Annotated in this window: 19 protein-coding genes; 16 read left to right on the top strand and 3 right to left on the bottom strand. The window is 53.4% G+C overall.

Annotated features, from left to right (window positions below):
* Window positions 1-230 precede the first annotated feature (230 nt).
* The 5 genes from sigI (at window position 231) to DZC51_RS13335 (ending at window position 5,858) form a co-directional block, all read left to right on the top strand.
* Window positions 231-977 carry an RNA polymerase sigma-I factor gene (sigI, locus tag DZC51_RS13355; RefSeq protein WP_232524139.1) on the top strand — a complete coding sequence of 249 codons (747 nt, stop codon included), beginning with the start codon at window positions 231-233 and terminating at the stop codon, window positions 975-977.
* Window positions 974-2,197 (top strand): anti-sigma-I factor RsgI family protein, encoded by a 1,224-nt coding sequence (locus DZC51_RS13350; protein WP_157296703.1) that lies wholly within the window; start codon window positions 974-976, stop codon window positions 2,195-2,197. Before sigI ends, DZC51_RS13350 begins: the two co-directional genes overlap by 4 nt.
* Before the next feature lie 93 nt (window positions 2,198-2,290).
* Window positions 2,291-3,670 (top strand): TrkH family potassium uptake protein, encoded by a 1,380-nt coding sequence (locus DZC51_RS13345; RefSeq protein WP_157296702.1) that lies wholly within the window; start codon window positions 2,291-2,293, stop codon window positions 3,668-3,670.
* Window positions 3,671-3,900: 230 nt separating this feature from the next.
* Window positions 3,901-5,328 carry a sensor histidine kinase gene (locus DZC51_RS13340; protein ID WP_157296700.1) on the top strand — a complete coding sequence of 476 codons (1,428 nt, stop codon included), beginning with the start codon at window positions 3,901-3,903 and terminating at the stop codon, window positions 5,326-5,328.
* Between the two features lie 83 nt (window positions 5,329-5,411).
* A complete protein-coding gene (locus tag DZC51_RS13335) occupies window positions 5,412-5,858 on the top strand; it encodes a MarR family winged helix-turn-helix transcriptional regulator (RefSeq protein WP_157296698.1) in 447 nt (148 codons plus the stop codon).
* 52 nt (window positions 5,859-5,910) lie between these two features.
* On the opposite strand, the gene DZC51_RS13330 is transcribed toward DZC51_RS13335, so the two are convergent.
* Together DZC51_RS13330 and DZC51_RS13325 are read right to left on the bottom strand one after the other, a co-directional pair.
* Entirely contained in the window at window positions 5,911-6,588 is a 678-nt protein-coding gene (locus tag DZC51_RS13330) for a hypothetical protein (RefSeq protein ID WP_157296696.1), read from the bottom strand.
* 81 nt (window positions 6,589-6,669) lie between these two features.
* The gene (locus DZC51_RS13325) at window positions 6,670-6,858 is read right to left on the bottom strand and encodes a YkvS family protein (RefSeq protein WP_157296694.1); all 189 of its coding nucleotides are present in this window, start codon (window positions 6,856-6,858) and stop codon (window positions 6,670-6,672) included.
* A 109-nt stretch (window positions 6,859-6,967) separates the two neighbouring features.
* Between DZC51_RS13325 and DZC51_RS13320 the strand changes: the two genes are divergently transcribed.
* Window positions 6,968-7,135 carry an aspartyl-phosphate phosphatase Spo0E family protein gene (locus DZC51_RS13320; protein WP_157296692.1) on the top strand — a complete coding sequence of 56 codons (168 nt, stop codon included), beginning with the start codon at window positions 6,968-6,970 and terminating at the stop codon, window positions 7,133-7,135.
* A gap of 184 nt (window positions 7,136-7,319) precedes the next feature.
* On the top strand, window positions 7,320-8,201 hold the full coding sequence (locus tag DZC51_RS13315) for an NAD(P)-dependent oxidoreductase (protein ID WP_157296690.1): 882 nt from the start codon (window positions 7,320-7,322) through the stop codon (window positions 8,199-8,201).
* A gap of 9 nt (window positions 8,202-8,210) precedes the next feature.
* Here the strand turns inward: DZC51_RS13315 and DZC51_RS13310 are convergent, their stop codons facing one another.
* Complete coding sequence (locus DZC51_RS13310; RefSeq protein ID WP_157296687.1) at window positions 8,211-8,735, bottom strand: YkyB family protein; 525 nt, start codon at window positions 8,733-8,735, stop codon at window positions 8,211-8,213.
* Window positions 8,736-8,862: 127 nt separating this feature from the next.
* Here DZC51_RS13310 and DZC51_RS13305 point away from each other — a divergent pair, with 127 nt between their 5' ends.
* The 9 genes from DZC51_RS13305 (at window position 8,863) to DZC51_RS13265 (ending at window position 18,137) form a co-directional block, all read left to right on the top strand.
* Complete coding sequence (locus DZC51_RS13305; protein WP_157296686.1) at window positions 8,863-9,093, top strand: hypothetical protein; 231 nt, start codon at window positions 8,863-8,865, stop codon at window positions 9,091-9,093.
* Window positions 9,094-9,230: 137 nt separating this feature from the next.
* Complete coding sequence (gene cbpB, locus DZC51_RS13300; RefSeq protein ID WP_157296684.1) at window positions 9,231-9,674, top strand: cyclic-di-AMP-binding protein CbpB; 444 nt, start codon at window positions 9,231-9,233, stop codon at window positions 9,672-9,674.
* A gap of 169 nt (window positions 9,675-9,843) precedes the next feature.
* Window positions 9,844-10,722, top strand: a complete 879-nt coding sequence (locus DZC51_RS13295; RefSeq protein WP_157296682.1) for a transcriptional regulator CcpC — start codon at window positions 9,844-9,846, stop codon at window positions 10,720-10,722.
* 63 nt (window positions 10,723-10,785) lie between these two features.
* On the top strand, window positions 10,786-13,110 hold the full coding sequence (locus DZC51_RS13290) for a hypothetical protein (RefSeq protein ID WP_157296680.1): 2,325 nt from the start codon (window positions 10,786-10,788) through the stop codon (window positions 13,108-13,110).
* A complete protein-coding gene (locus DZC51_RS13285; protein WP_157296678.1) occupies window positions 13,107-14,039 on the top strand; it encodes an ABC transporter ATP-binding protein in 933 nt (310 codons plus the stop codon). Before DZC51_RS13290 ends, DZC51_RS13285 begins: the two co-directional genes overlap by 4 nt.
* Window positions 14,039-14,869, top strand: a complete 831-nt coding sequence (locus tag DZC51_RS13280) for an ABC transporter permease (RefSeq protein ID WP_157296676.1) — start codon at window positions 14,039-14,041, stop codon at window positions 14,867-14,869. The genes DZC51_RS13285 and DZC51_RS13280 overlap by 1 nt, the downstream gene beginning before the upstream one ends.
* A 12-nt stretch (window positions 14,870-14,881) precedes the next feature.
* A complete protein-coding gene (locus DZC51_RS13275) occupies window positions 14,882-16,276 on the top strand; it encodes a dermokine domain-containing protein (protein ID WP_157296674.1) in 1,395 nt (464 codons plus the stop codon).
* Window positions 16,277-16,281: 5 nt separating this feature from the next.
* The gene (locus tag DZC51_RS13270) at window positions 16,282-17,274 is read left to right on the top strand and encodes an AAA family ATPase (RefSeq protein WP_157296673.1); all 993 of its coding nucleotides are present in this window, start codon (window positions 16,282-16,284) and stop codon (window positions 17,272-17,274) included.
* Window positions 17,271-18,137, top strand: a complete 867-nt coding sequence (locus DZC51_RS13265) for a DUF58 domain-containing protein (protein ID WP_157296671.1) — start codon at window positions 17,271-17,273, stop codon at window positions 18,135-18,137. The genes DZC51_RS13270 and DZC51_RS13265 overlap by 4 nt, the downstream gene beginning before the upstream one ends.
* The last annotated feature ends 15 nt before the right edge of the window (window positions 18,138-18,152 follow it).

Raw genomic sequence — 18,152 nt, 5'->3', positions numbered from 1 at the left:
TTTCAGGAATAGAAAAAACTGCAGACCAAGGAGTAGTTCACTCACTTTGTCTACAGTCTGAGACTGCCATTCCGGCAGTCTCTTTTTCATGCACTATCCATAGGGGAATCCACCCCCCTAAAGAGGAGAAAGCCGCCGAATACTATGAAAGACCTGAAATGACCACTTTCCAAATATCGGGATTGCCGATACAATCAGATTATCGAAAACAGGGTCAGGAGAGGTCAACCGTGCTCATCACGACATTCAACGGATTCATGAATCGCAGAAACGGCTCGGAATCGGATGTGGAAAACCGTGTGATCCTTGCCCAGAATGGCTCGAACGAAGAATTGGACGGCCTTCTCCTTGCTTATTCGCCGTTTATGAAAAAAGCAGCCTATTTGGTGTGCAACCGGTATATCGATGAACATGATGATGAATATAGTATCGCTCTCGGCGGTTTTCATGAAGCAGTCATGAAATACGACCGCTCACGGGATGCGTCTTTTATGACCTTCGCTCATCTGGTGATCCGGCGCAAACTGATTGACCATATGAGGAAAGAATCAAGGAGCGGCCTGGCCGTACACCTGCCAAAAGGCGAAGAAGAAGCTGTTGCCGCGACCGATGCCGCTTCCTACACCCGGTTTTCCGAACAGCAGGAAGCGGAAGCGAGGCGAGAGGAGATCCGGGTCTATTCGGAACTGCTTGCCGGCGTCGGTTTGTCTTTCAGCGAATTGGCAGATGTGTCCCCGAAACATGCTGATGCAAGAAAGACAGCAATGGACATTGCCGTGATCGTCTGCAGTTCCGAAGAAATGAAAAGCGAGACATTGCTCAGGAAGCGCCTTCCGATCAGAAAGATTGAGAAGTTGGTGGGTGTCTCCAGAAAGACGATTGAGCGTCACCGGAAGTATATTCTCGCAATGGTGGTCCTGCACCACAGTGACTTGCCGATGCTCCAGGAGTATTTAAAAGGATGGATGCCCGAATGAACCAGATCAAGGGGATCGTTGTCGAACAAAATAATCAAAGTGTAGTCATTCTCACTCCCGACGGCCGGTTTATCAGGGGCGAATCGCAGGGACAGGAGATCGGGTCTGAAAGTCTGGTGACACCTATGGAGCCAAAAAGCCGCCCAAGACTCTCAACAGCACCGAAACCGGTTGCTGTTGCAGGGATGCTTGCGGCAGCCATACTGGTCCTTCTGTCCGCACTTTTCCTGCCACTCAGGGAGCCGGCTCTTGCCTTTATCCAAGTGGAAGTGAACCCTGCGGTCGAATTCGGAATTGACGGCGAAGGGAAGGTCAGGGAACTGACACCGCTCAATAATGATGGGACGGCACTGATCCGGATGTTTGGAGACTGGGACGGCAAGGATGTGACTATGCTGCTCGGCAGGATTTTCGAAGAGTACGGCGAAGCCGATAGGGAGCTGACAGTCACATCGGTAGAGACGGCGGATGGAAACCTTGCCGGTATCATTGAACGGACCGAAGGCTTCATCAGGGATGCAGCGGGAGAGGAAGGGATGCACCTGAGGTTGTCGGAAGCCGACCGGGAATTGCGGGACCAGGCAATGAAAGAAGGTGTACCAATCAGTCGCCTGATAAATCCGGACAGTCAATCCGGCGAGCCGTCTCCGGCCGGGCAGGAACATAAGGAAAACGCCGAGAGGGAAAAGCCTGCTCCTGCCAGTCCTGAGGGAGTCCCGACGTCAGAAAATTCAAGCAGGACACCGGCCGTCAAAAAGAACGAAACCTCCCCTCCGGAAAGCGGAACTCGGGAGAAACCGGATGATGGCCCGAAGAAAAATTCTCTGGGGCAGGACAATGACGGTGATCCTCCTGCACACGCCGGTCCTGACAAGAAAAGCCCGCCGCCAGGCCATGCGGGACAGAAAAATCAATCGGGTCCGCCATCCCATGCCGGTCCTGACAAGAAAAGTTCGCCTCCAGGCCAAGCAGGACAGAAGAATCAATCCAAACCGCCATCCCATGCCGGGCCGGACAAAAGCCCACCAGGACAAGCGGGACAGAATAAACAATCCGGTCCGCAACCAAAAGTTAAGTCCGGCGAAAAGCCGGGTGGTGATCGGGTTTCCCCGCGCCAAAATCAGAACTCCCATGGAAACGGGAATTCGTCAGAAACCGGCCAGCGGCATAAGAATAGCGGAAACGGGAAAGGTGGAGATGGGAACAGTTCCGGCAAATAAGCCGAACTGTCTTCTGTCCACCTTTCTTTTTTCGGCGGATTTCTATAAAATGAGACATCATGCAAGGCTCGTCAGAAAGGACATGGGGCCACTATGGCATATAAAGATCTGACACGGAGGCAGAAGCTGCTATCAAGGATCAGGGACCAGAAACTGACGCCTGCCCGTGTTCTTGTCATCTATTACTTCTTTGCAATCACCATCTCGGCAATACTTCTTAACCTGCCCGGGGTCCATCGTCCCGGAGTGGATATCCGTTTCATCGACGGCCTGTTCACGGCTGTCAGTGCAGTAAGCGTGACCGGCCTGTCCGTCATTGATCTGAGCGCCACCTACACCACTTTTGGCATAATCATGTTTATGGTGGTCCTTCACTTCGGGGGAATCGGCGTCATGTCGATCGGAACCTTTTTCTGGCTGCTGGTCAGAAGGAGGATCGGGCTTCGGGAGAGGCAGCTGATCATGGTCGACCATAACCAGTACAGCATGGCGGGAGCGGTAAAACTGATCCGGGAAATCATGAAAATCATGATTCTCATCGAACTGGTGGGCGGAAGCGTGCTGACGCTGTATTTCACAAAATACTACGAGTCATTCAGGGATGCGCTTCTTAACGGTATGTTCCATTCGGTTACAGCGACTACAAACGCCGGATTTACAATCGACAGTGAATCCATGGCGCCTTACTTTAACGATTATTTCGTCCAACTGGTCACGATGGCACTGATCGTGCTGGGGGCAATCGGTTTTCCGGTGCTGATCGAAGTCAAGCGGTTCCTGTCCAATAAGGAACCTTCGTTCCGGTTCTCGCTGTTCGCCAAAATCACGACCGCTACCTTTGCTATTATATTGGCAGCAGGAACTGTGGTCATTCTTCTGATCGAATCTTTTCATTCGTTCAGGGGAATGCAGTGGCATGAGGCGCTATTTGCCGCAATGTTCCATTCTGTTTCTGCACGCTCGGGCGGGCTGACCACGATGGACATCACCCAATTTTCGGAGGCGACGGATGTGTTCATCAGTTTCCTGATGTTCATCGGTGCTTCTCCGAGTTCAGTCGGCGGTGGGATCCGAACGACCACATTTGCCATTGCCGTGCTGTTTCTGATTAATTTTGCAAGAGGCAAGGACATCATTCAGATTTTTGGAAGGGAAATCAAACTGGTTGATGTATACCGGTCCTACGCGGTGATTCTCATCGCCGGTTTCCTTGTTCTCATTTCTGTGATGATCATGTCGATCACGGAAGATAATATTCCGCTCAACGCCTTGGTTTTTGAAATCACATCGGCATTTGGTACCTGCGGAATGTCGCTCGGAATTACGGAGGATCTGAGCTCAGTCGGCAAGGTGATCCTCATGTTCCTCATGTTTGTCGGAAGGGTCGGACTTATTTCTTTCTTATTCACCTTGGGGGGGAAACCTCAAAAATTGAATTACCGATATCCGAAAGAGCGCGTAATCATCGGCTAAACACATCCGGCAGGGCATACGTCCTGTCGGATTTTTATTCAAAGTAATGAATATTTAGATTTGGAACTTGACCTCCGTCTCCTAATATGAGTAAATAGTCTTATATTAGGAGCGGTAAAAATATGGAATAATCAGAATTAAATCACTGAATCGTGCTTGCCATAACATGATTCTTAATTTGCCTTCATAAGCTAGTCCAAAATGGAGAAAGGCCGGTGTGGGATGTGCCAATGAAATCTATAATGGAAACCCTCGACTCCCTGTTTGATGAAACAGATGACGCCATTGTCATGGTCAACCGGAATAACGAATGTCTGCGCTCTAATCCAAGGGCAGTCAAAACACTTGGTCTCTTCCCCGGGAGCATGATGGACAAAGTGCTTCAGAATGGACAGGAAGCCGGCTGGTCCACATTCATTAGCCAGGTGAATCCCGGGCGCAGGGTCACCTCACGCTTCGGATTGGAGAATCCTTCCGGAAAGCCCTTTCCGGACATCGAGGTAATCGGAACGGTGTTCAGGCATTCCAATGATGTGATCCTTCGCTTTAAAATGGGGGAGCAGTCAGAGCGGGAACGTGGAGGGACGCAAGCTTATCACAGCATTTTCCGTCATGAGGTGAACTGCTACCTGGTATTCGGCAAAGACGGTACCATCCGCGATGTCAATGACAGGATTGGGCACTTTTATGGCCTGGATCCGGATAAGCTGATCGGGCGCCGTCATACGGAATTACTTGGTCTCGGACTGACAGATGACGATTTCCAACTAGTTAAGCAGGGGCTTGAGAAAAATGGCCAAGCCGAACTCAAGCACCGCTTTGTCACTGCAGACGGGGAAGAGCGGTTCTATCACATCTTTGTCTACTATGAAAAACACGAAGAGTTCATCGTCGCTTTAGTCCGCGATGATACGGAAAAAGTATTCCTGAAGCGACAGATGGAACACAGCGGATCCCTTTCAGCCATCGGCCAGTTGGCAGCGAGTATTGCGCATGAACTGAAAAATGCCATGACTTCCGTCAGAGGATTTACTGAACTTCTGAAGCTTTCCGCCGAAGGGGATTCTGTCCGGTATGTACATGTGATTGACAGCGAAATGGACAGAATGGAATCGCTCATGGCCGAGTTTCTGACTCTGTCCAAACCGACAGATCAGGAGGATGAGGTATTCGATCTGCATAAATGTCTCGGTGACGTGGTGACTGTGATGGAACCGCAGGCAACAATGAGAAATATTTCCGTCTTTATGGACAACCAGGTAGGAGAAGCTGTCTCCCTAAAAGGAAAAAAGGACCGTATGAAACAGGCCTTCATCAATCTGATCAAGAATGCACTCGAGGCTTCGCAAGAAGGGACGACTCTAATCGTTTCCCTCGAGCATTACGACGACGGACATATTGTTGTCGCATTCAGCGATGAAGGCAGCGGGATGACCGATCTTCAGATCAAGCAGGTCTTTCTTCCGTTTTTCACTACAAAGCGGGAAGGGACGGGCCTTGGATTACCGTTTGTCCTCGAGACGGCCGAGTCGATGGGGGGCCATCTCTTCGTCAAGTCAGAGCTCGGGAAAGGGACGAGGATCGAACTTCTTCTCCCTGTCCAGGAAACAAATCCTGTTCCGACCGATACAGATGGAGCAGCTATCCTCATTCCATAAGCGCCGGGCTGATCGGGTTTTGACACTTTCCTGAAAGACATCCTATAATGAATTGATCAGATACATCGGCAGGGGATGAAAGTATGCAGGAGAACGGCAGTGAAATATCATTAAAATTATTCGTGGTCCTTTCCAGAGCTCATAAAGTGATCTCTGAAAAGGCGAACAAACTATTTGCGGAATATGGATTGAACCCGACAGAATTTGCGGTGCTAGAGCTTCTCTACCATAGGGGCAGGCAGCCGATCCAGAAAATCGGCAGCAAAATTCTGCTTGCGAGCGGATCGATGACATATGTCATTGACAAGCTTCATAAAAGAGGCTACCTCGAGCGGACAATCTGCGAAACCGACCGTCGTGTCACATTTGTGGACATTACGGCGGAAGGCAGGGAACTGTTGGACAAGATTTTTCCTGTCCATGAGGAAAATCTCCATAAATTGATGGAGGCGCTCAGCCCGGAAGAAAAACTGGCCGCAATCGAACTGCTCAAAAAACTGGGTCTGTCGATCAAGGATCTTTCCAAGTGAATAGAAGCTAATAAAAAAAGACCGGTTTCCCGGTCTTTTTTCATTAGCTTCATTATTTCTGCCCGATGGTCGCTCCCATGGAAAGAAGTGCATCGGTCTGGTCGGCTTCCGGCGTGCCGAAGATTGTCAGGCGTACGGCCATGCCGTCCTTCTTGAAAACTGCACCCGTCGTGAGGCCTTCCTTAGTATCGAGTTGCCTGATGACTGGCTCTTCTATTCCGGATGCGTCTGCAAGGCTGTATTCTCCGGAAACGTCTGCCGCCTCTCCGCCTTCATACTCCAGAGAGTCAATCATCTGCTCGGTAAGCATCTTGTAGTCTGCATCGGAACCGAATGTCTCGATCCTCATAAAGATTTGCTCGTCTTCGTTCCAGTAAAGGACGTCTTTGTTCGGTTCCTCCGATGTGAGCTGGTAGCCGTCCAGCACATAGATGGAATAGTCCATCTCGTCACTTTCTGTCAGCTTCGCCTTGCCGGTCTGCATGCTGTCGCCGGACTGATAGGACAGTTCCCGCTCAGGGCCGCGTTCTTGCTCCTGTTCAGAGGCTTCCTGCTGGTCTTCGGTTCCTTTATCGGATTCTGCTTCAGATCCCTGACTCTGTTCCACTGTTTCTTCCTGTTCCATCTGTGTATCTTTGTTGTTGTCGGCCTCTTCTTCGGCTGTGCCGCATGCTGCCAGCATGAGGACAGTTGCCGCCGATAGAGATACATGTTTCCAATTAAGTTGCATGATTACAATTCCTCCTTGAATGCTATCTGAAAACCCGGCTGTCCGGAAAATCAGTCCGAATGATGGGAAGTATGTATCGGATCAGTCACTGCTGCCGTACAATATTTTGTAGCGCTTATGGTTGACGACTGTTTTTTCTTCCACATCCAGCTGATTGAAGTTTTCCATGAACGTCAGGTCGACGATGACCGAGTTTTCATTGACTTTCTCCACTATACCCTGGAGTCCATCTTTAAACTCGATGATGTTTCCCACTTCGGCAATTTTCATCCATACCGCCCCTTCCGGTTGATTACCTAACAGTTTGCCTTATATTCTCTTTTGAGTAAAGATTTTTTAGCAGTTTTTGTGACGATACTGGCCAGGCAAGGAGGGTTCTATGAAGCAGTCCACAGTTGAACAGATTGAGATGTTGAGGGAGAGGATGACCGACAGCGCGTTAAAGAAAGGGCGCGGACATCCGGAAACAATAGGATTGAGCAGGCAACTGGATGAACTGCTGAACCGGTATGACTCAGATCAAACCGGAATACAGGAACAGGAATAAAGGAATCTTTCGGAGAAAATGAAAAAAATGATTTTCTGATGTTTAGATTGACCAAATTCAGGATATATTACTTTTGAACACAGCAACATTCTCATTTCCCCCTTTACTTGGACGGCCCGCTAAGCGGACCGTCCCTTTTTTTGCGTCCGCTCTGTGACTCCGTTTGCTACAATGGAGGAAACGAATGGGGGGATTCAAGGTGGAAAGGAAAAAAATCGCATTTATCGGAGTGGGTGTGATGGGCGGACCCATGGCTGCCCATCTGATGGAAGCCGGCCATAGCTTGAGGGTCTATACAAGAACACGGGAAAAAGCAGAAGCGCTTGTCGGAAAAGGCGCGGCGTGGGTTGCCAGTCCCTCTGAAGCGGCTGACGGGGCGGATGTCATTATGACAATGGTCGGTTATCCGCATGATGTCGAAGAAGTTTATTTCGGGGAACAGGGGATTTTCAATTCAGTCAGGAGCGGGGCCATCCTCGTTGACTTTACAACCTCATCGCCCAAGCTCGCGGAGAGGATTGCAGGGGAGGCAAGTTCAAGAGGCTGTGCGGCCATTGATGCACCTGTCTCGGGAGGAGATGTCGGAGCACGGAACGCGACGCTTTCCATCATGTGCGGGGGACCGGAGGAGGCCTTCCGTAAAGTGCTTCCTCTGCTTGAAGCAGTCGGCCAGAATATTGTACACCACGGGCAGGCAGGATCTGGACAACATGTGAAAATGTCCAATCAGGTGGTCATCGCCACAGGCATGATCGGTGTCTGTGAAGCGCTGGGCTATGCCGTGAAGGCGGGTCTTGATCCCGAACGTGTGCTCAAGTCAATATCGGCTGGTGCTGCAGGTTCCTGGACGCTCAGCAATCTGGCACCACGTATGCTGAAAGGCGATTTTGAACCGGGATTCTATATCAAGCATTTCCTCAAAGACCTCCGCATCGCCCTGGATGAATCGAGGGCGATGGGACTCGAGCTTCCGGGAGTTGCCCTGGCAGAGAAGATGTACACGGCACTTGCAGAGACAGGGTCGGAAAACGAAGGGACACAGGCCCTCTATAGGCTGTATCAGTAAGACATCACCTCATTGATCAAACCATGAGCGGTGCCGGGAAGGCGACGGTTTCTGGTTTCGCCGGCCTCCAGCAGGCGGATTGGCTTTCTGTTCATGCTTTGCGGGCATGGGCCGTGCGGACGCTGAACGTGACTGGCCTTCCGGAAATGACCGGCCTGAGACCCCGGGGGCAAGTCCTGTATAGTCCTGGAGAATTTGCTTGGCTGCCTTTAGCCCTAGTCGGACCTTCGGGTTCCGGTAGTCGGGATCCGGTTCGCCGAGATGGGGGAGCGTCTTCATTTCATCCCGGTTAGGCGGCAGATGGAAATGGAATTCTCCGCAGGTGATGAGGACCGCCGACTGCCTCCGGCTGAATTTTGGATTCGCGATGGACTGGAGCCCGATTTTTTCCGCAAGTCCTTCTTCCATCATTTTTTCAAGTGAGGCCTTTTTCAGCTTATAAAGAAATTCATTGTCGGGTGCCGTCTTGGCATGCTTGTTGATGATATAGATTGCTCCGGCCAGCTGCTCCCGGTTATTCAGACTGTTGGCCATCCCGTTTTCCTCCGATCTATTTCCTGATTTGCATCCATCCTATCATGTCGGGACGGGATTTCACAGAAGCGGAATGAATCAGCAAAAAAACGGACAGGTTAACGTAAAACGGGAAGGAGGCAATGGGATGGATGTCTGGTTATGGCCGACAATCGCGGTATCCCTGCTGATTATCGCCATTGGGCTTGCTTCGTTCAGGAGGATGGACCGGACCGTGGCGCAGACGGAGAATGGCGAGGATCAGATTGCGGATGAAGTCAGGGATCATCCGTATGCACTGAACCCGATCCTGATCGTCATCGCGGTTGCAACAATCTTTATCGGGGCAGTCATTTTTTATTATGCAGTGACATACTGATCCCCATTCAGGATGCCAGGGAGGCGCTTAATTCCCGGGCATCCTGTTTTTGTAAGCTCGTCAGCCGGAAGCGGGTTATGATATGATGGAAACGGGGAAACCAAAAATTGAAGGTTGACAAAGGGGTCGGATCCTATATGATTTCCGTTAACAACACAGAATTTCTTCACGAGCCCATCCGTGACCATGTCATATCATCGGAAAAAGTCGCCCATGTCCAGATCGGCAATAATGCCGAGCATGCGCTCCTTGTACTGACGAAGACCGGCTATTCGGCAATCCCGGTACTGGATCACGAATACAGGCTGCGAGGTCTGCTCAGTATGGGGATGATCACCGAATCAATCCTTGGTCTTGAGCGGATTGAATATGAGCGGCTGTCCGATATGAAAGTCGATGAATTAATGCAGACAGATCTTCCGATTGTGGGGATCGACACTGAATTCAGAAGGGTGTTCGATCTGTTGATCAACCATCCGTTCCTTTGCGTGGAAGACGAAGAAGGCATGTTTGCCGGAATCATGACACGCCGGGTTCTGATGAAGAAACTGAAAAAAGCGGTATATACAATGCCGCGCTGATCAGTCGGTTCCGGATCTGTCCGGAACCGTTTTTAATTCCGTTTTTTCGGATGCGCCTCAATAGATATTCCTGCTGCGGCCGGAAGGCGAAGGCGGCGGGCGGGCCGGAAAAGGGGAACAGAGGAATCAGACCGGTATTTGTCCGGTTTACAGGAAGGATTGAAGGCCGATGAACGTGAATGAATTCAATATCATCAAAACGCTGGCAGAGGAAGGCAATATGCGGAAAGCGTCGGATCGGCTGTTTATTTCGCAGCCGGCACTGTCCCAGCGGCTCCGCTCCATCGAAAAAGAATGGGGCGCACCACTGTTCATCCGGTCATCCAAAGGGCTGATCCCGACGCCCGCCGGTGAGCATGTCATCCAGTTTGCCCGGGAGACGCTTGCCCGGTATGAGGAAGTTACGGAAACCCTTCAGGCAATGGTCCATAAAGTGCACGGAACACTCAAGATCGCCTGCGCTTCGATTGTCGGTCAGACCTGGCTGCCTGCTGTGCTGAAGGATTTTGTCACCAAATATCCGGATGCAAAGGTTTCCCTGATGACCGGATGGAGTTCTGAAATCGTAAGGGCCCTCCATGAGGGTGAAGCCCATGTCGGCATTGTCCGCGGCCATTCGGACTGGAAGGGGGCTAAGGTCCATCTGTTCAGAGACCATCTTTATCTGGTTGACACGGTGATCCGCTCCGTAGATGAGATTCCGGAAACGGAACGGCCGTTTGTCCAGTTCAAGAGCGATTCGGATTATTACGAAGAGATCAGGGAATGGTGGCAACGGCATTTCCAGTCCAGCCCCGGCCGCCAGATTATCGTCGATCAGATTGAAACATGCCGGCAACTTGCCGTGAATGGCATCGGCTATGCCGTGCTTCCTTCCATCACACTGCGTGAAGATGACCCGGTCAATAAAATTCCGCTCACAGACGGTGATGACCGATTCGAGCTGACGAGGGATACATGGCTGATCGGCTATGAACAGGCCCTCTCCCTTCCTCAGGTAGAGGCATTCAAGGAAATTGCGCTCACACATGCGGAACGAGTCAAATAGGACGGAACCGGGACGAGTACAAAAACGTCAAAGTCAACAGCTGAGTAAAAGGGGATGGGGCAATTGAAAGCAGTGAAATGGGGGACGGCACTATTCATATTTTCGCTGGCAGTGCTGATGGGGGCAGGATCCGCCGCTGCGGCCCCTGAGCTGACCGTCAAGGCAGCGGGCGGCATAGACGGGAAGGCGAAGGAAGGAAGAGCCATGCCTGTAGTGGTCGAGATCCGGAATGAGGGCGACCCGTTCAGTGGCGATCTGGTGATTGATTTCAGCGACATTTATGAATCCGGAACGGCCAGGGCAATCGGGCTGGAAATCGGCACGGGTGAGACGGAGACGGTACGGCTAACTGTCGATTCGGCGAACTCCTACTCTTTTTCGGAAAAGCAATTCCGTTTTTTTGAGGGTGGATGGAGAAACGGACGGGAAGTCGGCTATAAAGGGGACCGCCGTCCGAACGTGAATTTTTATTATATGGAAACTTCGTTTGCAGTGGCTCTTGCCGAAAGTGCTGACCGTGTTGCGGGACTCAGGGACCTGAATTTCGGCAATACGCCGGAATCCGAGATGATCGGGCCGCTTGACCGGAACGATCTTCTTCCGGCTGACACGGCCGGATGGGAGGCGGCTGATCTGATCATCGCGGATGACGGGGTGCTGGCCGGACTTTCGCAGGCTGATCAGGAGGCCATTGCCGGCCGCATCCGGTCAGGGGCGACTCTCCTTATCGGAATGACCGATGATCCTGCCGATGCCGGGCTGTTCAGAAGTGCATTGCCTCTTGAACAGCAGGGCAGGGCAGAACTTCCGCCTCAAGCGCTGCGGGAAACGGGGGTCGAAACTGATGTGCCGGCGTTCCGTGTTTCACTGGCTGACCGTGCAAAATCCCTGGGGGAATGGGATGGCCGTGTCCTGGCTGCCTTTTCTGAATACGGGGCGGGCAATATCGTTCAGACGGCGTTTTCATTCGGAGATGAACCGCTGGCTTCCGCACCGGATACCGCCCGCTTCATTGGCGTAATCCTTACGGGGCTGCCGGGAAGCAATTCAACCCATTCCGGTATGTACGGGAACCCGGAAAGTGAGTTTGTCCAGCTGGCCCAAAGTGCAACGGAGCGTTTTGAAACCTTCAGGATACCTGCTGCAGCCATCATCGTCATTGTGGTGCTTTATATTATCCTGGTCGGTCCTGTGCTCTACTATGTCCTCAAAAAAAAGGACCGACGGGAGCAGGCTTGGTGGATCATCCCGGCTGCCGCTGTCCTGATCTCAGCAGGGATATTCGCCTACGGTGCAAAAGACAGGCTGTTCAATCCCCAGTTCAGGCAGGCGGCCCTTTTCCTTTCCGATGGCAGCGGAACGCTTACCGGCATGTATGCCGGGTCAGTGCTGACCAATCGGGGAGGGGATCTGGAGGCGGTCGCCTCATCACCGATGACCCTCTCAGCTGCGGGGGAAAGTGCTGTCTTCTCCGGCGGTTCGGGCAGCTTCGGGCACGCGGTTGCGGAACAGTCGCCGCAAGGCACCTTACTGACACTCAGAGACGTGCCGTACTGGTCGGTACGCACGGTTCATGGTGACACACGTCTTGAGGATGCAGGCAGTCTCGAAGCCGACCTCGCTGTTTCCGGAGGCAGACTGACCGGAACTCTGAAAAACGGATTTTCATTTCGCCTGAGGGACGTCGCTGTCTGGAGCGGCACAGGCTTGATTCCGCTCGGTGATCTGGAAGCCGGAGAAACTGCGGAAATCGACGTGGAGGTACAGGGCAGTGTGCTTTTCCCGGCTGTGTCACTAGCAGGCACAGGCATCGGCTACGGGAACGGGGAAGATCAGAGGGCCGGAAACATGGTTCAGGCAGCCGGTTACTATCTGGATGGAAAGCGTCCGGCGCTTGTCGGGCATACCGCCTCTCCACTTGCCAAAGTCAGTCTGGAAGGGAATCCGGAGTACAGTTCGGTTTCAGTCATCGTGCAGCCGTTCGATCCGGAAATCCGGCTTTCCGGGCCATTCCGCATACCGCCTTCCTCCATCAGCGGACCCGTAACACCGGAGGGGCCGGACGGGTATGTAGAGCAGTATCCGGAAGGGGACCTGTTCCTTTCGCCGGGGACGTTCCTATACGAGCCTTCCGTTCCGGAAGTCTATGCACAGCCGGGAATCGGCTGGACCTCATTTGAAGTCCGCATCTCTGAAGGGGCCGGCATCTCTGTCCTGAACCGGTCATCCGGGGAATTTGAAGAACTTATAGCCGGCAAGCATGAATTGGATCCCGCAAAGGACTACATCGGCCGCGACGGTGCTTTCCAATTCCGTATCGAGAGCTCGTCGGACGGAGGACCCGCAACGCTGCCGGAAATCGAATTGGAAGGGATGGCGTCGCCATGATTGAAACCAGGAATCTGACCAAGTCATACGGGACATTCCAAGCTCTTCAGGATTTGAACCTGGAAATCGGGGAAGGAAGCGTTTTCGGCTTTGTCGGGGCAAACGGCGCGGGGAAGTCGACGACATTCTCGATCCTGGCGACCCTGCTGCCTCCGACTTCCGGCGATGCTTTTGTCGGAGGGCACAGCGTGCGCACCTCACCGGCTGAAGTCCGCAAGCTGATCGGCTACATGCCTGATTTTTTCGGTGTTTACGACCAGCTGAAAACAGAGGAGTACCTGGACTTCTATGCGGCGAGCTACGGCATTCCGGCCGGGAGCCGCAAAGTTCTGATCGGCCAGCTTCTGGATCTGGTGAACCTTGCAGAAAAGCGGGATGCGTATGTGGATTCCCTGTCGCGCGGGATGAAGCAGCGGCTTTGCCTGGCCCGAAGCCTGATTCATGACCCGAAAGTGCTGATCCTCGATGAGCCGGCATCGGGGCTTGATCCGAGGGCGAGGGTTGAAATGAGGGAGATCATGAAGCGGCTGAAGGAAATGGACAAAACGATTCTCATCTCGTCCCATATCCTCCCCGAGCTCGCGGAGATGTGTGACGAAATCGGAGTGATCGACCGGGGACGGCTGCTGGCCAGACAACCCGTTCGGGATATCCATTCCATGATGAAGGGTGACCGGGTCATCACAGTCAAGTTGAACGGCCCTCCCGCAGCTGCGGCCAGTTTCTTCGAAGAAAGGCCGTTTGTCTCGGCACTGCGCCGTGACGATGAAACAGGCGAGGTCACGTTCTCGTTCAGCGGTTCACAGTCGGACCAGGAAGAACTGCTTGCAGCGGCCGCTGCAAGCCCTCTTGGAATCCGCTCTTTCTCCGAAGAGGAGACCGACCTGGAAGACGTATTCCTGTCACTTACGAAAGGAGGCGGAGTGTGATGAAAACGGACCTGTCCAATCCGGTTCTGATGAAAGAAATCAAGCTCCGTTTCCGGTCTCCGAAAAGCTTTGTCGGCATCCTCTTTTACTTGGCTGCGATGAGCCTGTTCGTCATCGGCTTCATGTACATCATGACGCAGGACAGTTCTTCCGGAGGGTATCTGGATCCCGGCCAGAGCTATATGCTGTTCACGTTGCTGACTTATATCCAACTTGTGCTCGTTCTCTTCATTACGCCGGGGCTTACCGCAGGATCCATCAGTTCGGAGCGGGAAAAGCAGACGCTCAACATGCTGCTGACGACTTCGCAGTCCTCTTTCCAGATCATTATCGGCAAGCTGCTGTCTTCAATCGCCTTCCTGATTCTGATGCTGGTATCAAGCCTGCCACTGTACAGCGTCGTCTTTCTGTACGGCGGTGTGTCGCCGAAACAGCTGCTTCTGTTCATGTTCTACTTCCTGCTGACAACAATCGCGATCGGCAGTCTCGGGGTCATGTTCTCCACATTGATCCAAAAGACGATCATCTCGATGATCGCGACTTACGGCTCGGTTCTCTCCCTGCTCGCGGTCACCGGGTTTCTCAGCATCTTCTTCGCCTCGCTTAACCAAGGGGGCGTATCTCCTGCTGCTTATCTGTTCGCGGCGATCAATCCGGCGGTGCTGACCGCCTCACTCCTCGCGCCGGATTCCGGTGATTTCCTGCATGGGATGACCGGGCTCAGATGGCCGGTCTGGCTGACTTATCTGTTGTTTTATCTGGCTCTTACAGCGGCGGCCGTTTTCGTGTCGGTGAAATCACTGCGTGTCAATATGGCGCGGGGAAAATAAAGGAGAGGTGGCATGGATAGCAGGCGCAAACTTGGCAGGGCCGTCGCATATGTGCGGCGGAGACTCTTGTTGGAATGGTTTATGAGGACAACTGTGCGTGGGCTGGCCTTCGGCGCGTTGACTGCCACTGCCCTGCTTGCTGCTTCCCGTCTGTTTGTCTGGCCGGGCTACGCCGGTTATACGGCGATGGTTGCAGTCGCAGCCGTTTTTGTGATATTCGCATACGAGTGGCGGAAGGCTCCATCACGGCCAGATTCGGTAAGAATGCTTGATTCATTCGGCAAAGACAATGTCATCCTGGCGGCAGAGACCGATGGGAGAAGGGAAGGCGCCCTTTCGGATGCACTTGCAGATGCCGCCGCGGAAGAGGTATCCGGCGCTATGGATCGCTTCAGAAAGAGGAAAGGGCGGTGGCTGGAACCCAGGCCGCTCCTGATCGCGTGCTTCGCAGCCGCAGTCACGGCGGGGCTTTCCCTGTTCCCCTCCTCCGCACAGCTTGAAGCGCAGGAAGCCGAAGAAGAACAGCAGATCATCGAGGATCTCGCCGACCATGTTACTGACCTTGCGGAACAGACGGAAGATCCGGAAATCGAAAAAAGACTTTCTGATCTGGCGGAACAAATCAGATCTGCTGATTCTCCGGAAGAGGCAGTCCGAGAGACGGTGAAGCTCCAGAGGGAACTGTCCCTTGAGGAACGCCTGGCGGAGCGTCCCCTAAACAGTCCCGGCCAAACGGCGGGAGAACGTATTCTGACCCCGGGCGAGGCGTCGGCAGCACTGGCCGAGATGTCAGGAGATGCCGAAGAACAACTTGCCCGCATGGGACGCACATCAGGGGCGGGAGAACATGCTTCTCTTGGAGAAAAGGGGACCGGTCCCGCTGTAGATGAAGGAGAAAAAGACAGTTCCTCTTCAGACAAAAACGGTGGCGGGGAATCGGGAACAGAGGGCAAAGGAAGTTCCTCCGGCGAAAATGGCAATGATTCGGAGGGAACTGGAAACGAAGCACAGGACGGCAGCGGTAATCGGGGCGGTACGCAAAGCGGAGACGGCACCGGAAGCGACAGAGCGGGCGAAGCCGGATCAGGAAGCAATGCCGGAGACGCTCCTGGTTCAGGCAGCAAGGGTACCGGCCAAGGCTCGGGTGACGGGGACCGGAACCTTGTCAGCACGCCGCAATCCCCGCCTGAAACGGGCGATCCGGAGCTGGACGCAGGTCCGCGGAAAGAAGGCACTTCTGCTGCCGAAAGCCTCGTTCCTGCTGAAAAAGGGGATGTCCGGCCATATGCGGAGGTGCAAGGCGAGTACCGGGAAGCCTATGTGGAGCATGCCGGCCGTCTTGGCCTTCCGGAAGACCTCCAAAAGGTCCTGTCTGATTACTTTTCGTCGATCGACAAGAGGGAGTGAGGAAGATGGCGTTTACGAAAGAGGATTATACGGAGATGAGTCTGAAAATCCGAAAGGTGAAGGAAGAGGTGGGAAAGTTCATCGTCGGACAGGAGGAGGCGGTGGACTTTATCATTTATTCCATTCTTGCCGGAGGCCATACGCTTCTTGAGGGGTTGCCGGGACTTGGGAAAACGATGCTGATCCGGACGTTTTCCGAAGTGCTGGACCTGGGCTTTTCCCGCATCCAGTTCACCCCCGACCTGATGCCTTCCGACATCACGGGAACAACGGTGATTGAAGAAACACCGGATGGGCGCAAGTCATTTGTATTTCGTGAAGGGCCAATATTCAGCGAGATGGTGCTCGCCGATGAAATCAACCGCGCCACACCGAAAACACAAAGCGCGCTGCTCGAGGCGATGGGAGAACGGACGGTGACGACACTCGGAAGCACCCGTCCGATGAAGGACCCGTTTTTCGTATTGGCCACACAAAATCCGATTGAACTAGAAGGAACCTATCCGCTGCCCGAAGCGCAGCTGGACCGTTTTCTCTGCAAAGTGATCGTCCCGAACCCGGGTATGGAAGAGCTCAAGGAAATCATCCGCCGTACAACGGGCAGCGAAACTGGCGGCATTCAGAAGTTAATGGGACCGGAAGAAATCCGGCGAGCCCGTGAAATGGTGCGGGAAGTAATTTTGCCGGAGGAGATGCTGGATGTGGCCGCCCGGATCGTCACCGGCACGCATCCATCCGGTTCCCCGTTGGATGAGGTAAGACGGTGGGTCCGCTTTGGCAGCGGTCCCCGCGGTCTGCAGAGCCTTGTGCTGGCGGCAAAAGCACGGGCACTGAGCGAAGGGCGTTTCCATGTCTCAATCGGCGATCTGAAAAAATGTGCGGTTCCTGTGCTTCGCCACCGTCTGCTGTTCAACTATGAGGGTGAAGCGGAAGGCATGCCGGCGGATGGCCTGATCATGCGGCTTGCCGATTTGTCTGCAGGAGGACACGCGTCATGACTGAATCGTTTTTTCCAACGACCGCTGCCGCTGTCACCGCCAGGCTCCGGCATCTGGCCCGAACTGCTCCGAGAGGGATGCGTCATGGGCGAAATGCCTCGGGCAGGAGCGGAACCTCTCCGGATTTCTCGGATTTCCAGCCTTATGCTCCCGGTGACGACATCCGAAATGTCGACTGGAACATTTATGCAAGGACAGATCAGCTGTTCATCAAGCGTTTCATGGACGAGCGCGAACTGCGTGTGTCCGTGATCCTGGATGCCAGCCGGTCAATGGGCGGTGACCGGTGGCTCTATGCACGGAGGCTGTGTGCAATGCTTGGCATGATGGCGCTGTCGGCTGATGACCATCTTGTTTTCATGACAGCGGGTGGCCCAAAGCCGTCCGTGTTTTCGGCAAAGGGCGTCCGGAACAGGAGCCGTTTCCTGGGTCATCTGGAACAGTTGCAGCCTCCTGGAGGGAACAGCTTTGCAGGGGATGCGGCTTCGGAAAACCTTCTCGGCGCATCAGTCCGCTATGTCGTGACCGACGGATTGGAGCCGACCGAATCATTCCGTCCGCTTCTCCGTAAGCTCAGGAAAAGTGCGGGTGAGGTAAGGATGATTCTATTGAAGGATGACATTCCGGATATTCCCGAACGGGGCAGCGATGTCCGTTTTGTCGATTCGGAGACCGGCAAGGCGGTGGATGTATCGCTTACGGCAGCTGCGATACACAGGCAGCAGGCGCTCAGTGAAAGGCATTTTTCAGAGCTTGCAGCCCTATGCCGGGAATACGCTGTTGCCGTGCTTGAGGCGGAGGAGCAGGACGGTGTTTTGGAGCTTGTGTCAAAAAAGATGAGAAGAGCGGGCTGGGTCCGCTGAGCAGGGAGGAGATCG

Source organism: Bhargavaea sp. CC-171006 (assembly GCF_009761675.1).
Taxonomy (GTDB): Bacteria; Bacillota; Bacilli; order Bacillales_A; family Planococcaceae; genus Bhargavaea; species Bhargavaea changchunensis.
The sequence above is the reverse complement of the archived record's forward strand: the minus strand, read 5'-3'. Positions and strand labels throughout refer to the sequence as shown.

Excerpts from the sequence above, each read along its gene's own strand:
- DZC51_RS13350 (WP_157296703.1), top strand. The coding sequence starts at position 974 with ATGAACCAGATCAAGGGGATCGTTGTCGAACAAAATAATCAAAGTGTA.
- DZC51_RS13345 (WP_157296702.1), top strand. The coding sequence starts at position 2,291 with ATGGCATATAAAGATCTGACACGGAGGCAGAAGCTGCTATCAAGGATC.
- DZC51_RS13340 (WP_157296700.1), top strand. The coding sequence starts at position 3,901 with ATGAAATCTATAATGGAAACCCTCGACTCCCTGTTTGATGAAACAGAT.
- DZC51_RS13335 (WP_157296698.1), top strand. The coding sequence starts at position 5,412 with ATGCAGGAGAACGGCAGTGAAATATCATTAAAATTATTCGTGGTCCTT.
- DZC51_RS13330 (WP_157296696.1), bottom strand. The coding sequence starts at position 6,588 with ATGCAACTTAATTGGAAACATGTATCTCTATCGGCGGCAACTGTCCTC.
- DZC51_RS13325 (WP_157296694.1), bottom strand. The coding sequence starts at position 6,858 with ATGAAAATTGCCGAAGTGGGAAACATCATCGAGTTTAAAGATGGACTC.
- DZC51_RS13320 (WP_157296692.1), top strand. The coding sequence starts at position 6,968 with ATGAAGCAGTCCACAGTTGAACAGATTGAGATGTTGAGGGAGAGGATG.
- DZC51_RS13315 (WP_157296690.1), top strand. The coding sequence starts at position 7,320 with ATGGGGGGATTCAAGGTGGAAAGGAAAAAAATCGCATTTATCGGAGTG.
- DZC51_RS13310 (WP_157296687.1), bottom strand. The coding sequence starts at position 8,735 with ATGGCCAACAGTCTGAATAACCGGGAGCAGCTGGCCGGAGCAATCTAT.
- DZC51_RS13305 (WP_157296686.1), top strand. The coding sequence starts at position 8,863 with ATGGATGTCTGGTTATGGCCGACAATCGCGGTATCCCTGCTGATTATC.
- cbpB (WP_157296684.1), top strand. The coding sequence starts at position 9,231 with ATGATTTCCGTTAACAACACAGAATTTCTTCACGAGCCCATCCGTGAC.
- DZC51_RS13295 (WP_157296682.1), top strand. The coding sequence starts at position 9,844 with ATGAACGTGAATGAATTCAATATCATCAAAACGCTGGCAGAGGAAGGC.
- DZC51_RS13285 (WP_157296678.1), top strand. The coding sequence starts at position 13,107 with ATGATTGAAACCAGGAATCTGACCAAGTCATACGGGACATTCCAAGCT.
- DZC51_RS13280 (WP_157296676.1), top strand. The coding sequence starts at position 14,039 with ATGAAAACGGACCTGTCCAATCCGGTTCTGATGAAAGAAATCAAGCTC.
- DZC51_RS13275 (WP_157296674.1), top strand. The coding sequence starts at position 14,882 with ATGGATAGCAGGCGCAAACTTGGCAGGGCCGTCGCATATGTGCGGCGG.
- DZC51_RS13270 (WP_157296673.1), top strand. The coding sequence starts at position 16,282 with ATGGCGTTTACGAAAGAGGATTATACGGAGATGAGTCTGAAAATCCGA.
- DZC51_RS13265 (WP_157296671.1), top strand. The coding sequence starts at position 17,271 with ATGACTGAATCGTTTTTTCCAACGACCGCTGCCGCTGTCACCGCCAGG.